Source organism: Ideonella alba (genome assembly GCF_018069875.1).
GTDB classification, from domain to species: Bacteria; Pseudomonadota; Gammaproteobacteria; order Burkholderiales; family Burkholderiaceae_C; genus Ideonella; species Ideonella alba.
In genome coordinates, this window is sequence record NZ_JAGQDF010000002.1 from 60,791 (window position 1) to 75,217 (window position 14,427).

Here is a 14,427-nt window from a genome sequence, read left to right on the forward strand (position 1 = left end):
GGGGCGCCCGAAGGCGCCCCTGGCGACGATGGCAGGTGGCCGGATCAGACCGCCGTGGCTTCGGCGCGCGGCTTGTCGCCGCTCTTGCCGGCCGGCTGGATGTCCAGGCTGACCTGGCCTTCGGCATCCAGATCCACCGTAAGGCGGCCACCATCGACCAGGCGACCGAACAGCAGTTCGTCGGCCAGCGCGCGGCGGATCGTGTCCTGGATCAGTCGCTGCATCGGGCGCGCGCCCATCAGCGGGTCGAAACCCTTCTTGGCCAGGTGCTTGCGCAGCGGGTCGGTGAAGGTGACATCCACCTTCTTCTCGGCCAGTTGCTGTTCCAGTTGCAGCAGGAACTTGTCGACCACGCGCAGGATGATGTCCTCGTCCAGCGCCCGGAAGTTGACAATGCCGTCCAGGCGGTTGCGGAACTCGGGCGTGAACAGGCGCTTGATGTCGCCCATCTCGTCGCCCTGCTCGCGCTTGCTGGTGAAGCCGATCGTGGCCTTCTGCATGGTCTCGGCACCCGCGTTGGTCGTCATGATGATGATGACGTTGCGGAAGTCGGCCTTGCGCCCGTTGTTGTCGGTCAGCGTGCCGTGGTCCATGACCTGCAGCAGCACGTTGAAGACATCCGGGTGGGCCTTCTCGATTTCATCGAGCAGCAGCACGGCGTGCGGCTTCTTGGTGATCGCCTCGGTCAGCAGACCGCCCTGGTCAAAGCCCACATAGCCCGGGGGCGCACCGATCAGGCGGCTGACCGCATGGCGCTCCATGTACTCGGACATGTCGAAGCGGATCAGCTCGATGCCCAGGATGTAGGCCAGTTGCTTGGCGACTTCGGTCTTGCCGACGCCGGTGGGGCCGCTGAACAGGAAGGCGCCGATCGGCTTGTCCGACTTGCCAAGGCCCGAGCGGGCCATCTTGATCGACGCGGCCAGCGCATCGACCGCCGGGTCCTGGCCGAAGACCACGCTCTTCAGATCACGCTCCAGCGTCTTGAGCTTGCCGCGGTCGTCCGAGGACACCGAGGCCGGCGGGATGCGGGCGATCTTGGCGACGATGTCCTCGACCTCGTTGCGCGTGATGGTCTTCTTCTGCTTGCTCTTGGGCAGGATGCGCTGCGCGGCACCGGCTTCGTCGATCACGTCGATCGCCTTGTCGGGCAGGTGACGGTCGTTGATGAACTTGGCCGACAGCTCGGCCGCGGCCTGCAGCGCGCCCAGCGCGTACTTGACGTTGTGGTGCTCCTCGAAGCGCGACTTCAGGCCCTTGAGGATCTCCACCGTCTGTTCGACGGTGGGCTCGACCACGTCGACCTTCTGGAAGCGCCGCGACAGCGCCGCGTCCTTCTCGAAGATGCCGCGGTACTCGGTGAAGGTGGTCGCGCCGATGCACTTCATCGCGCCCGACGACAGCGCCGGCTTGAGCAGGTTGGACGCATCCAGGGTGCCGCCCGAGGCCGCGCCGGCGCCGATCAGCGTGTGGATCTCGTCGATGAACAGGATGCTCTTGGGGCTGTCCTTCAACTGCTTGAGCACGCCCTTGAGGCGCTGCTCGAAGTCGCCGCGGTACTTGGTGCCCGCCAGCAGCGCGCCCATGTCCAGCGCGTAGACGGTGGCGTCGGCCAGCACCTCGGGCACATCGCCTTCGGTGATGCGCCAGGCCAGGCCCTCGGCGATGGCGGTCTTGCCCACGCCGGCCTCGCCCACCAGCAGCGGGTTGTTCTTGCGCCGGCGGCACAGCACCTGGATGACGCGCTCGACCTCGTGCTCGCGGCCGATCAGCGGGTCGATCTTGCCGTCGCGGGCATTCTGGTTGAGGTTGGTGGTGAACTGGTCCAGCGGTGAGCCCTTGCCTTCGCCGCCATCGTCCTTCTCGGACTCGTTGCCACCGCCACTGCTGCCTTCGCTGCCACTGCCCTTGGCGGGCTCCGGCGGATCGCTCTTCTTGATGCCGTGGGCGATGAAGTTGACCACGTCCAGCCGCGTCACGCCCTGCTGGTGCAGGTAGTAGACGGCGTGAGAGTCCTTCTCGCCGAAGATGGCCACCAGCACGTTGGCGCCGGTGACTTCCTTCTTGCCGCCGCCAGTGGACTGCACATGCATGATCGCGCGCTGGATCACGCGCTGGAAGCCCAGCGTCGGCTGCGTGTCGACCTCTTCGGTGCCACCCACCGTGGGCGTGTTCTCGCGGATGAAGCCGGTCAGGCTCTTGCGCAGATCTTCGATGTTGGCGGCGCAGGCGCGCAGCACCTCGGCGGCGGACGGGTTGTCGAGCAGCGCCAGCAGCAGATGCTCCACGGTGATGAACTCGTGGCGCTGCTGGCGTGCCTCGACGAACGCCATGTGCAGGCTGACTTCAAGTTCCTGGGCGATCATGCGGCCTCCATAATGCATTGAAGCGGGTGCCCCGAGCGGCGTGCAGCAGCCAGCACGAGTTCAACCTTGGTGGCGGCGACGTCCTTGGTGAAGACGCCACACACCGCGCGCCCCTCGTGATGGATCTTCAACATCACCTGGGTCGCAGCCTCGCGGTCGAGGCGGAAATACTCTTGCAGCACCATCACGACGAACTCCATCGGCGTGAAGTCATCGTTCAGCATGACCACCTGGAACATGCGCGGCGGCCGGGTCTTGGCCGCCTTGCGCTCGGCCACCACCGATCCCTGACCGTCATCAGGTTTGCCAACCTGCGGTGTCTGTGCGGGAGGTTTGGGACGAGAGGGCATGAAATCAGTATAGCCAGTTGGACAGATGGCTGCGTCGGGGTCAATGGTCACCCTGACGGTCATCGGCGCATGTTGCAAAAAAGGGCATCCAGCGGCGCGTTTTTCAAGCTTGAACGCACCAAAGCGGTGTCGTCGGGGCGTTTTGATTGACACCATCCCAGGGCGCGCCAACAATTCCACGCATAAGCCTGAAAAAGGCATCAGGAGGACAGGTATGGACGCGTTCGGAACCGTCAAGTGGTTCAACGACACGAAGGGCTACGGATTCATCGAGCCCGATGACGGTGGTGGTGACGTCTTTGCACACCACACAGCCATCCAGATGGAGGGCTACCGCACCCTCAAGCAGGGCGCCCGCGTGATCTATGAGCCGTTCATCGGCCCCAAGGGCAACCAGGCGCAGAACATCCGCTCCGTGGATCCAGTGCGCCCGCGCAGCAGCGCCACCGCACCGCTGCGCGATGCAGCCGAGAACACCGATTGAGCGCCCGTCGCGGCGCTCAGCTCATGCACCAGGCAGCAAAGCGGACAAACAGGTCGTGACCCAGGGCCCAGGCTGAGGCCCCGGCCAATGCCGCCCCCGACAGCCGCGCCGCCCAGCGGGTGATGCGCCCTTCGCGCGAGGGGTCGCCCTGGGCAAGGCGCTGCCACAGCGCAGGTGCCAGCCCGAGGGGCAAGGCCGAGGCCAAGGCAAAGGCGCCCATCACCGCGGCCCCGGACACCGCCGAGTTGGCCAGCGCCGCGACCATCAGCGCCGATTGCAGCAGACCGCAGGGCCAGGCCACCCAGGCCAGCCCGGCGCTGGAGGCGCGCAGCGCACTGCCGCTGCGGCCGTGCCAGCGCACGGGTTGCACCTGGGACCGATCACCGCTGCGTCCCAGCTGATCCAGCCACTGGGGCTGGCGGCCCTGGATCAGCAGCCACAGGCCCAGGGCCAGCGCGGCCATGTGGGCCAGCGCCCACAAGGGGCGCAGCGCCGGGCTCCACTGGCCCAGCTGGGCCAGCCAGCTCACGCTGGTGGCGGCCACTGCGCCCGCGGCGGCATAGCCGAGCAGCCGTCCGAGGTGAAAGAAGCCCAGCCCCAGGCGCGGCCGCGTCGGGGCACAGCCGCGCACGGCGGCCGCGCTGGCGGCGCCGCACATGCCAATGCAATGCAGAGAGCCTGCCAGGCCCATCAGCAGGGCCGACAGCACCAGGGCCTGATCCACCCTCAGATGATGCGCGAAAAACGCTCGCGGGTCCGGTCGGCCTGCAGATACTTGTCGAAGGACATGGCGATGGCCCGCACGAAGAACCAGCCGCGCGCGGTGATCTGGATCGCACCGGGCTCCATCGTCACCAGGCCCATCTCTTCATAGGGACGCAGCGACTCAAGTTCCTGGCGGAAGTACTCGGGCACCTTGACCAGGTGCGCCAGTTCCACCGATTCGAACTCCAGCCGACCCTGGCACATCAGCGCCATGATGACGGCACGGCGCAGCAGGTCGTCGCGGGTCAGCGCCAGGCCACGCTGGATCGCGAACTGTCCCTGACGAATGGCGTCGTAGTACTCGGGGATGGTCTTGGCGTTCTGGCTGTAGGTGGCGCCCATGCGACCGATCGAGGACACGCCCAGCGCCACCAGGTCGCAATCGGGCTGCGTGCTGTAGCCCTGGAAATTGCGATGCAGCCGGCCCTGCCGCTTGGCCTGGGCCAGCGCGTCGTCGTGCAGCGCGAAGTGGTCCATGCCGATGTAGCTGTAACCATGGCCCATGAAGCCGGCAATCGCCGAGGACAGCATGTCGATGCGGTGCTGCGCGGGCGGCAGCTGGCTGGCGTCGATGCGCCGCTGCGGCTTGAAGCGCGCCGGCAGGTGCGCGTACGAGTACAGCGCAATGCGGTCGGGCCGCAGCTCGCTCATCTGGCGGATGGTGCGGGCAAAGGACTCGGGCGTCTGCTTGGGCAGGCCGTAGATCAGGTCGGCGTTGATCGACTCGAAGCCCAGCTCGCGCGCGGCTCGCATCAGCTCAGTCACCATCTCGAGCGACTGGACGCGGTGCACCGCCTTCTGCACATCGGGGTCGAAGTCCTGTACACCAAAGCTGATGCGGTTGAAGCCGATGGCACGCAGGTGGGCCAGACGGCCGCGGTCTGCGGTGCGCGGATCCACCTCGATCGAAACCTCGGCATCCGACGCCAGCTTGAAGCAGCGCTGCAGCGCCGCCATCAGGCGGGCCAGTTCGGCGTCGCTCAGGAAGGTGGGCGAGCCCCCGCCGAAGTGCATCTGCGAGACGTTCACCGACTCGCCCAGCACCTGCCGGTGCAGCGCGATCTCGGCTTCCAGCACATCCAGGTATTCGGCGCCGCGCTCGTGGTGCTTGGTGATGATCTTGTTGCAGGCGCAGTAGTAGCACACCGACTCGCAGAACGGGATGTGCACGTAGACCGACAGCGGCTTCTTGCCACCGACCTGGGCGCCCTCGGCCCGCTGCTGCAGTGCGCGGCGGTAATCCTCGCCGTTGAAGGCCTCGACGAACCGGTCGGCGGTTGGGTACGAGGTGTATCGCGGGCCCGGCACATCGAAGCGCTGGAGCAGCTCCACCGGCAGCAGGGTGTCGGGAGCATGGATGGCTTGTGACATGCCGGCATGGTGCCAAACTGGCACGCCACAGGCTTGACCTGCCTCAAGTCGGACCGCGGTCGGGACCACAAGAATACCCGCACTCAACGAGAGGCATCATGTTCAGGACATGCGATTCATCGGATGACGTTGCTCAGGATGTGGCCGGGCCACGGGTGATAATGCGCGCAATGAGCGAATCCACCTCCCGGGTGCGGTGCGATACCTTCAAGGTCGCCTGCTCCAGCTGCAATCTGCGAGAGTTGTGTCTGCCCGTCGGACTCGGCCGGCCTGACCTGGAGCGCCTGGACGCGCTGGTCGCCACCCGCCGCACCGTGGGCCGTGGCGACACGCTGTTCCGCTCGGGCGATCCCTTCCAGTCGCTCTACGCGGTGCGTACCGGCTTCTTCAAGACCTGCGTCTCGTCCGAGGACGGCCGCGACCAGGTCACCGGTTTCCAGATGGCGGGCGAACTGCTGGGCCTGGACGGCATCAGCGCCGACCGCCATACCTGCGACGCCGTGGCCCTGGAAGACTCGCAGGTCTGCGTGATCCCCTACTCGCAGCTGGAAGACCTCTCACGCGAGTTCACCGACCTGCAGCACCAGTTCCACAAGATCATGAGCCGCGAGATCGTCCGTGACCACGGCGTGATGCTGCTGCTGGGCAGCATGCGTGCGGAAGAGCGGCTGGCGGCCTTCCTGCTGAACCTGACGCAGCGTTTGCAGGCGCGTGGCTTCTCGGCCTCGTCGCTGATCCTGCGCATGACGCGCGAGGAGATCGGCAGCTACCTGGGCCTGAAGCTGGAAACGGTCAGCCGCACCTTCTCGAAGTTCCAGGACGAAGGCCTGCTGGAGGTGAAGCAGCGCCAGATCCGCATCATTGACCAGGCCGGGCTGCAGCAACTGGTCAACGGCACGCCCAGCTGAGCCCGCCCTGCCCCATCCAGCACAACGGCGCCCGCGGGCGCCGTTGTCCTTGGTGACGGGTGGGCGCTCAGCGCTGCTCGGGCGTGGCCGCGTGGTTGCGGGCCTGCATCGCCGGCGTCTGGGCATCGGGCTCGGTCTTGCCACGCTGCGACTCCGCCGTTTCGTCCTTGATCAGCACCGGGTCCTGACCCTTGATGGCCACGTAGGCGGTGCTCACGCTGGCCACCACCACCAGCAACGGTCCCCCGATGACCAGCCAGAGCATGCGGTAGCGCCACCAGGGCAGCTTGGGCTCGGGACTGCCCTCGGCGGGCGGGTTCGTGTTGCTCATGCTTGCAGCCGTCATCGCGGCACCAGGAAGGTGGACTTTTCGTGCAGCGTGGTGGCCGCGACATCGTCATGGGCCACGCGCTCGATCGAGAACTGGATGGTATGCGCACCGGCGCCCGCCTGCTGCGCCGACTCGAACGGGATCTGGGCGCTGAGGGTGATCCAGCGCGCCTCGGCCGGCCCGACGTCCACCTCGGTCTGGCCGGTGACCACGATCTGGTCCATGCCGGACACGCCGATGCGGTAGGACTGCGGCTTCTCGGCCGCGTTCATCACCTGCAGGCGGTAGACGTTCTCGACCTTGCCGTCCTCGACAATGCGCGCCAGCGAGGCACGGTCGCGCACCACGTCGACACGGAAGGGCTCGCGCAGCGCCAGGCTGATGCCGAAGGCCACCAGGATCGCCAGCATGATGCCGGTGTAGACCAGCACCCGCGGGCGGAAGATGCGGCGCAGCATCTGGCTGAAGTTCAGGTGTTCGCGCAGGCCGTTCTGGGTGACATAGCGCACCAGGCCACGCGGGTAGCCGAACTTGTCCATGATGCCGTCGCAGACGTCGATGCAGGCGGCACAGCCGATGCACTCGTACTGCAGGCCCTTGCGGATGTCGATGCCGGTCGGACAGACCTGCACGCACAGACCGCAGTCGACACAGGCACCCAGGCCCGCCTGCTTCGGGTCGACCTTCTTGGAGCGGGCACCGCGCGGCTCGCCGCGTTCGGTGTCGTAGCTGATGATCAGCGTGTCCTTGTCGAACATCGCGCTCTGGAAGCGCGCGTACGGGCACATGTACTTGCAGACCTGCTCGCGCATGTAGCCGGCATTGCCGTAGGTGGCAAAACCATAGAACAGCACCCAGAACCATTCCCAGGGGCCGAAGCCCAGGGTCATGGCCTCGGCGGCCAGCGTGCGGATCGGGGTGAAATAGCCGACGAAGGTGAAGCCGGTCCACAGGCCGAACAGGATCCAGACCACCTGCTTGGACGTCTTGCGCCAGAGCTTGTCACGGCTCCAGGCGGCATCGTCGAGCTTCATGCGCTGCGCGCGATCGCCTTCGATCACGCGCTCGAACCACAGATAGATCTCGGTGTACACCGTCTGTGGACAGGCGTAGCCGCACCACAGCCGGCCTGCCACCGCAGTGAACAGGAACAGCGCGTAGGCCGAGATCATCAGCAGCGCCGACAGGTAGATCAGGTCCTGCGGATAGAGAACCAGTCCACCGATGTAGAAGCGGCGGGACACCAGGTCGAAGAGCACGGCCTGGCGGTTGTTCCACTGCGCCCAGGGCAGCAGATAAAAAAGGAGCTGGGTCGCCCACACGAGCGCCCAGCGCCATTTGATGAACTGGCCGCTGACGGCCCGCGGATAGATTTTCCGGGTCTTCTGGTAGAGCGATACCACCGCCTCGACCGTGTCGCCATCGGGCGCCGACGCTGCGGGGGGGTTGACGTTGCTGGCTTGGATAGGGGTGGGGGTATCGCTCATGCCGCCAATTTAACTCACTGCGCGGCGACCTTCGTGCTCTGGGACAAATTCCAGACGTAGGCGGTCAGGACCTTCAGCTGATCCGGCGTGAAACGCGCGCCCTGGGCGGGCATCACGTTGGTCTTGCCGTTGTTGATCATGGAGACGACCTGGGCTTCGCCCCAGCCATGCAGCCAGATCTTGTCGGTCAGGTTCGGTGCGCCCAGGGCCTGGGTGCCCTTGCCTTCCGGGCCGTGGCAGGCGGCGCAGGCCGCGAACTTCGGCTTGCCGACCTGGGCCGCCACCGAGTTGTGGGCGCTGCCCGACAGGCTCAGCACGTAGTTGGCCACCGCCTTGACGTCCTCGGCGGTGCCCACCGCTGCGGCCATCGGGGGCATCACGCCCTGGCGGCCTTCGACGATGGTCTTCTCGATGTACGCGGGGCTGCCGTCGCCACCCAGCCAGTCGTTGTCGGTCAGGTTGGGGAAGGACTTGCTGCCGCGGGCGTCGGAGCCGTGGCACTGCGCGCAGTTGTTGACGAACAGGCGCTCGCCGATGGCCATGGCCTTCGGGTTCTTGGCCAGCGCTTCAGGGGCCTGGCCGTTGAACTCGGCATAGACCGCCTTCATCGCCTCGGCGGCCTTGGCCTGCTCGGCCTGCAGCTGCCCGGCCGACGACCACTTCAGGCCACCTTCGGCCGCGCCGAAGCCCGGGTACAGGGCCAGGTAGGCGATCGAAAACACCACCGTGATCAGGAACAGGCCCATCCACCAGCGCGGCAGCGGGTTGTTCAGCTCACGCAGGTCAACGTCCCAGGTGTGGCCGGTGGTGTTGTCATCGGCCATCGGGCGGTGCTTGCTCGCGCCGATCAGGACGGCCAGGCAGAACACCAGACCGCCCGCGACGATGGCCACCACATAGAGCGACCAAAACGAACTCACAAAATCACTCATTACTTTCTCCTTGGTGTCGGCGGCCGCAAGCAGCCGCCGCGCACGTCATTGCCGTTCAGAGGACGGGTCTGCGACATCGGGCTCGAGGAAAGGCAGCTGGGCCGCCTCGTCGAACGCAGACTGACGCTTGCGCTGCCAAGTCCAGACCATCAGCGCCAGGAACAGCACCATGGCCAGCACCGTGATCGCGCTGCGGTAGACATTGATGTCGAATTCCATCAGTCGCTCCGGTGATTACTTGCGAGCGGTGCCCAGCACCTGCAGGTAGGCAATGACGGCGTCGATCTCGGTCTTGTCCTTGACCTCGTCGGCGGCCTTGGCGATCTCGTCGTCCGTGTAGGGGACGCCGACCACGCGCAGGGCCTTCATCTTGGGCGCCAGCTCGGCCGGGTTCAGCGTCGTCTTGGCGAGCCACGGGTAGGACGGCATGTTCGACTCGGGCACCACGTCACGCGGGTTGTTCAGGTGAACACGGTGCCACTCGTCGGAGTAGCGGCCGCCCACGCGGTGAAGGTCCGGACCGGTGCGCTTGGAGCCCCACTGGAACGGGTGGTCGTAGACGAACTCGCCGGCCACCGAGTAGGGGCCGTAGCGCAGCGTCTCGGCGCGGAAGGGGCGCACCATCTGCGAGTGGCAGTTGTAGCAGCCCTCGCGGATGTAGACGTCCCGACCGGCCAGTTGCAGCGCGGTGTAGGGCTTGAGGCCCTCGACCGGCTGGGTCGTCGAGCGCTGGAAGAACAGCGGCACGATCTCCACCAGGCCACCGAATGCGACGGTGACCAGGATCAGCACGATCATCAGGAAGTTGCTGGTCTCGATCTTCTCGTGACCCGTCGGCTTGTGACTAGCCATGTTGTTTCTCCTTCTCTCGGGCTCAGGCGTGGGCAGCGACGGCGGGCACCGGCACCGACACGGCCTTGCCGTTGGCGATCGTCATCACGACGTTCCAGAGCATGATGAACATGCCGCTCAGGTACAGCAGGCCGCCCAGCACGCGCATCACGTAGAACGGATAGGTCGCCTTGACGCTCTCGACGAAGCTGTAGACCAGCGTGCCGTCGGGGTTGACCGCGCGCCACATCAGACCCTGCATCACACCGGCGATCCACATCGCGGCGATGTAGAGCACGATGCCGATGGTGGCGATCCAGAAGTGCAGCTCGATCGCCTTGGTGCTGAACATCGCCTTGCGGCCGAACATGCGCGGGATCAGGTGGTACAGGCAGCCGATCGACACCAGACCCACCCAGCCCAGGGCACCGGAGTGCACGTGGCCGACGGTCCAGTCCGTGTAGTGCGACAGCGCATTGACGGTCTTGATCGACATCATCGGACCTTCGAAGGTCGACATGCCGTAGAACGACAGCGAGACGATCAGGAACTTCAGGATCGGGTCGTCACGCAGCTTGTGCCAGGCGCCCGACAGGGTCATGATGCCGTTGATCATGCCGCCCCACGACGGTGCCAGCAGGATCAGCGAGAAGATCATGCCGATCGACTGCGTCCAGTCCGGCAGCGCGGTGTAGTGCAGGTGGTGGGGGCCCGCCCACATGTACGTGAAGATCAGCGCCCAGAAGTGCACGATCGACAGGCGGTACGAGTACACCGGACGCTCGGCCTGCTTGGGGATGTAGTAGTACATCATGCCCAGGAAGGCGGCGGTCAGGAAGAAGCCCACGGCATTGTGGCCGTACCACCATTGCACCATCGCGTCCTGGACACCGGCGTAGGCCGAGTAGCTCTTGGTGAGCGTGACCGGGATTTCAGCGCTGTTGACGATGTGCAGCAGGGCCACGGCGATGATGAAGGCGCCGAAGAACCAGTTCGCCACATAGATGTGGCGCACCTTGCGGATGCCCACCGTGCCGAAGAACACCACGGCGTACGCGACCCAGGTGACCGTGATCAGGATGTCGATCGGCCACTCCAGTTCGGCGTATTCCTTGCCGGTGGTGATGCCCAGCGGCAGCGTGATCACCGCCAGCACGATGGTCAGGTTCCAGCCCAGGAAGGTGAACCAGGCCAGGCCAGGCGCGAACAGCCGGGTCTGGCAGGTGCGCTGGACCACGTGGTAGCTGGTGGCGAAGAGCACCGAGCCACCGAACGCGAAGATCACTGCATTGGTGTGCAGCGGTCGCAGGCGACCGTAGCTGAGCCACGGAATGCCGTTGATCAACTCAGGCCAGGCGAGCTGGGAAGCGACGATGACGCCCACCAGCATGCCGACGATGCCGTACACGACGGACAGGACAGCAAACCATCGGACGACTCCGTCTTCATAGACCGGTTGCCCCGGTGCGGAACTATTTGCCATTGAAGGCCTCCTTCTTCTTGAGACTCAAAGGGACTCAGGTAACCCTAGGATCAGGATTGTTTTGTAAGCGGTCTTGCGGCCGCTTGATCGGCATCAACCGGGGTGACCTCCTGTTGCAGGATCCGCTCACCCTCGCGTTCCAGATCGTCGAACTGACCACGGTGCAGGGCCCAGGCGAACACGCCGATGATCCCCAGCACCAGCACCGCAGACAGCGGGATCAGCAACCACATCACTTCCATCGCGACTCTCTTCAGCGGGCCAGCCGCAGCGAATTGCCCACCACCAGCAGCGAGCTGAGCGCCATGCCCAGACCCGCGGCCCAGGGCGGCAGGTAGCCTGCCAGCGCCAGCGGAATGCAGGCCGCGTTGTAGACCGCGGCCCAGATCAGGTTCTGCCGCACGATGCCGATGGCGCGCCGGGCCAGCTGGCGCGCCATCACCAGATCGGCCAGGCGGTTCGAGCTGACCACGGCGTCGGCGTGCACGCGCGAGACCAGCGCGCCATGCCCCATCGCGAAAGACACATCGGCACGCGCCAGTACCGGGGCGTCGTTGACCCCGTCGCCCACCATGCCGCAGACCTGCCCGGCGGCCTGGGCCTGGGCGACGACGGCCAGCTTGTCCTCGGGCGTGGCACCACCCTGCGCCAGATCCAGCCCCAGCGCCGAACCGACCGCCTGCACGCGCAGCGGGTCATCGCCGGACAGCAGCGCCACCTGGACGCCGCCCGCCTGCAAGGCCTGCACGGCCTGGCGGGCATCGGGCCGCAGGCGCTCCTCGAAGCCGAAGCGCCACTGCACCTGGCCCACCGGTCCGAAACAGACCTCCTGGCCGCGCGCCGGCAAACCGGGCTCGGCCTGCACCCAGGCCCGCGAACCCAGGCGCCAGCGCCGTCCGGTGGGATCGGTGGCCTGCATCCCCTGCCCGGCTTCCTCCTGGACATCGGCCCAGTCCACCGCCTGCGCGCGGCCCACGGCGCGCGGATCGCTGGCCAGGGCCTGCGCCAGCGGGTGCGACGACCAGCGGGCCAGGGCCAGTGCGGCCTGCTCGGCCTGCGCCTGGGGCTCGTCACCGGCCTCGCGCTCGGTGGAGGACCAGTGCGGCCGGTCCTCGGTCAGCGTGCCCGTCTTGTCCATGAACAGGCGGTCGATGCGGGCCAGGGCTTCCAGCGCATCCAGGCGCTGCACCATCACGCCGCGCCGGGCCAGCGCCCCGGTGGCCGCCACCAGCGCCGACGGCGCGGCCAGCGACAGCGCGCACGGGCAGGTGACGATCAGCACCGACACCATCACCCACAGCGCACGGTCGGGGTCGATCAGGCTCCAGACCGCCGCGGCGCCGAAGGCCAGCAGCAGCACCGCCCACAGGAAAGGACCGGCCCAGGCGTCGGCCCAGCGCGCCAGCGCCGGGCGCTGGCTGAGGGCGTCGCGCATCATTGTGACGATGGCCTGGTAGCGGGTGTCGGCGCCGACGCGCTCGACCCGCATCACCACCGGCCCGCCCAGGTTCAGGCTGCCACCCACCAGTTCGTCGCCGGGCTGATGCAGCACGGGCACCGACTCGCCGCTCAGCAGCGACTCGTCGGCCTGCGTCGTGCCCACTTCCAGCCGGCCATCGGCCGGGAAGGCCGCGCCCAGCGGTACGCGCACGCGGTCGCCCGGCTGCAGTCGCTGCACGCTGATGCGCTCGACCTCGCCATCGGCGCGCAGGCGCAGCGCGGTTTCCGGCATGCCGGCCAGCGACTGCTCCAGCGCCTCGGCGGCGCGGTGGCGCGCGCTCATCTCCAGATAGCGCCCGCCCAGCAGGAAGCTGATGAACATCGTGAACGAATCGAAGTAGACCTCGTGTCCGAACACGCCGTGGGGGTCGAAGGTGGCGCCGGAACTGGCCACGAAGGTCACCAGCAGACCCAGCGCCACCGGCACGTCCATGCTGATGCGCCGGGCGCGAACCGCATGCCAGGCGTTGCGCATCATCGGCCCGGCCGAGAACAGCAGCACCGGCAGCGACACCAGCCAGCAGCCCCAGTTCAGCAACTGGCGCAGGTCGGGCTCGATCTGGTTGCCGCTGGCCACGTAACTGGGCGTGGCGAACATCATCACCTGCATGGCGCAGAAACTGGCCACGAACAGACGCCACAGCGCCTGGCGACGCTCGCGCCGGCGCAACTCGCGCGCCGGAGCGGCGGCATCGGGCACGGCGTCATAGCCGGCACCGCGCACCGCGCGCACCAGCGCCGAGGGACGGGTGCGCGAAGGATCCCAACGCACCTGGGCGCGGTGGCCGGCGGCGTTGACCTGGGCGTCCAGCACGCCGTCAACCCGCAGCAGCGCGGCTTCGATCGTGCCCGCGCAGGCGGCGCAGTACATGCCCGAGACCAGGAAGGCCGATTCGGCCACCCGCGCCCCACCGCCCTGCTCCACCATCCGCGTGAAGGCCCGCTGCTCGACGGGGTCATCCAGCACGTCCAGTTCGGCGTTGGATCCCGGATCAGGTTCGGCGATGGCAGCAGACGACGTCACGACGGCGGAGGAACAAGGAGAAGCGATTCAGAGACAGGCGCGCCATCGGACGGACCGCGGGCGCACGATAATCTAGCGCCACGACCTGTATTGGACATGACAAAGATCAAGCCAACGCCCGCCACCCTCGCTCATCTGGCCTGCCTGGCCCTGGGCAGCCTGTCGATTGCGGCATCGGCGCAACAGGCGCAGCAGTTGCCGACCGTCAACCTGGGCGCGGGCATGTACAACATCGTTGCCCAGGTCGCCCGCACCGAGGATCAGCGCGCCACTGGCCTGATGTACCGGCGCGAGATGCCGGCCCACGAAGGCATGATCTTCGTCTTCGAGCAGCCCGCCACCCAGTGCTTCTGGATGCGCAACACGCTGATCCCGCTGTCGACCGCCTTCGTCGATGAAGACGGCACGATCGTCAACATCGAGGACATGGCCCCGATGACCGAGAACTCGCACTGCTCGAAGAAGCCGGTGCGATTCGTGCTGGAGATGAACCAGGGCTGGTTCGCCAAGCGCGGCTTCAAGGCCGGCAGCAAGCTGCGCGGGCCCCTGTTCAAGGCCTCCTGAGCGGCCAGAAACGACACAGGCCGGCGGTGAG

Annotated in this window: 15 protein-coding genes; 3 read left to right on the forward strand and 12 right to left on the reverse strand. The window is 66.8% G+C overall.

Annotated features, from left to right (window positions below; translation table 11 throughout):
* Positions 1-44: 44 nt before the first annotated feature.
* Both clpA and clpS read right to left on the reverse strand, forming a co-directional pair.
* The gene (gene clpA / locus KAK07_RS03270) at positions 45-2,366 is read right to left on the reverse strand and encodes an ATP-dependent Clp protease ATP-binding subunit ClpA (RefSeq protein WP_210853969.1); all 2,322 of its coding nucleotides are present in this window, start codon (positions 2,364-2,366) and stop codon (positions 45-47) included.
* On the reverse strand, positions 2,363-2,716 hold the full coding sequence (gene clpS / locus KAK07_RS03275; RefSeq protein WP_210853968.1) for an ATP-dependent Clp protease adapter ClpS: 354 nt from the start codon (positions 2,714-2,716) through the stop codon (positions 2,363-2,365). Before clpS ends, clpA begins: the two co-directional genes overlap by 4 nt.
* A 214-nt stretch (positions 2,717-2,930) precedes the next feature.
* Between clpS and KAK07_RS03280 the strand changes: the two genes are divergently transcribed.
* Positions 2,931-3,200, forward strand: a complete 270-nt coding sequence (locus tag KAK07_RS03280) for a cold-shock protein (protein ID WP_210853967.1) — start codon at positions 2,931-2,933, stop codon at positions 3,198-3,200.
* Between the two features lie 16 nt (positions 3,201-3,216).
* Here KAK07_RS03280 and KAK07_RS03285 read toward each other — a convergent pair whose 3' ends face one another.
* Complete coding sequence (locus tag KAK07_RS03285) at positions 3,217-3,924, reverse strand: sulfite exporter TauE/SafE family protein (RefSeq protein ID WP_210853966.1); 708 nt, start codon at positions 3,922-3,924, stop codon at positions 3,217-3,219.
* Between the two features lie 2 nt (positions 3,925-3,926).
* Positions 3,927-5,336, reverse strand: a complete 1,410-nt coding sequence (hemN, locus tag KAK07_RS03290) for an oxygen-independent coproporphyrinogen III oxidase (protein WP_210853965.1) — start codon at positions 5,334-5,336, stop codon at positions 3,927-3,929.
* 170 nt (positions 5,337-5,506) lie between these two features.
* Between hemN and fnr the strand changes: the two genes are divergently transcribed.
* On the forward strand, positions 5,507-6,244 hold the full coding sequence (gene fnr, locus KAK07_RS03295) for a fumarate/nitrate reduction transcriptional regulator Fnr (RefSeq protein WP_210853964.1): 738 nt from the start codon (positions 5,507-5,509) through the stop codon (positions 6,242-6,244).
* Positions 6,245-6,311: 67 nt separating this feature from the next.
* Here fnr and KAK07_RS03300 read toward each other — a convergent pair whose 3' ends face one another.
* The 8 genes from KAK07_RS03300 to KAK07_RS03335 are packed head-to-tail and all read right to left on the reverse strand — an operon-like array spanning position 6,312 to position 13,832.
* A complete protein-coding gene (locus KAK07_RS03300) occupies positions 6,312-6,575 on the reverse strand; it encodes a nitrogen fixation protein FixH (protein ID WP_210853963.1) in 264 nt (87 codons plus the stop codon).
* A gap of 11 nt (positions 6,576-6,586) precedes the next feature.
* Positions 6,587-8,062 (reverse strand): cytochrome c oxidase accessory protein CcoG, encoded by a 1,476-nt coding sequence (gene ccoG / locus KAK07_RS03305; RefSeq protein ID WP_210853962.1) that lies wholly within the window; start codon positions 8,060-8,062, stop codon positions 6,587-6,589.
* A 14-nt stretch (positions 8,063-8,076) separates the two neighbouring features.
* On the reverse strand, positions 8,077-8,994 hold the full coding sequence (ccoP, locus tag KAK07_RS03310; RefSeq protein ID WP_210853961.1) for a cytochrome-c oxidase, cbb3-type subunit III: 918 nt from the start codon (positions 8,992-8,994) through the stop codon (positions 8,077-8,079).
* 45 nt (positions 8,995-9,039) lie between these two features.
* The gene (locus KAK07_RS03315; protein ID WP_210853960.1) at positions 9,040-9,213 is read right to left on the reverse strand and encodes a cbb3-type cytochrome oxidase subunit 3; all 174 of its coding nucleotides are present in this window, start codon (positions 9,211-9,213) and stop codon (positions 9,040-9,042) included.
* Positions 9,214-9,228: 15 nt separating this feature from the next.
* The gene (gene ccoO, locus KAK07_RS03320) at positions 9,229-9,846 is read right to left on the reverse strand and encodes a cytochrome-c oxidase, cbb3-type subunit II (protein ID WP_210853959.1); all 618 of its coding nucleotides are present in this window, start codon (positions 9,844-9,846) and stop codon (positions 9,229-9,231) included.
* A 22-nt stretch (positions 9,847-9,868) separates the two neighbouring features.
* The gene (gene ccoN, locus KAK07_RS03325) at positions 9,869-11,308 is read right to left on the reverse strand and encodes a cytochrome-c oxidase, cbb3-type subunit I (RefSeq protein WP_210853958.1); all 1,440 of its coding nucleotides are present in this window, start codon (positions 11,306-11,308) and stop codon (positions 9,869-9,871) included.
* 50 nt (positions 11,309-11,358) lie between these two features.
* Positions 11,359-11,550 carry a cbb3-type cytochrome oxidase assembly protein CcoS gene (gene ccoS / locus KAK07_RS03330; protein ID WP_210802097.1) on the reverse strand — a complete coding sequence of 64 codons (192 nt, stop codon included), beginning with the start codon at positions 11,548-11,550 and terminating at the stop codon, positions 11,359-11,361.
* Positions 11,551-11,561: 11 nt separating this feature from the next.
* The gene (locus KAK07_RS03335; RefSeq protein WP_310740692.1) at positions 11,562-13,832 is read right to left on the reverse strand and encodes a heavy metal translocating P-type ATPase; all 2,271 of its coding nucleotides are present in this window, start codon (positions 13,830-13,832) and stop codon (positions 11,562-11,564) included.
* Between the two features lie 96 nt (positions 13,833-13,928).
* Between KAK07_RS03335 and KAK07_RS03340 the strand changes: the two genes are divergently transcribed.
* Entirely contained in the window at positions 13,929-14,396 is a 468-nt protein-coding gene (locus KAK07_RS03340; RefSeq protein ID WP_210859099.1) for a DUF192 domain-containing protein, read from the forward strand.
* The last annotated feature ends 31 nt before the right edge of the window (positions 14,397-14,427 follow it).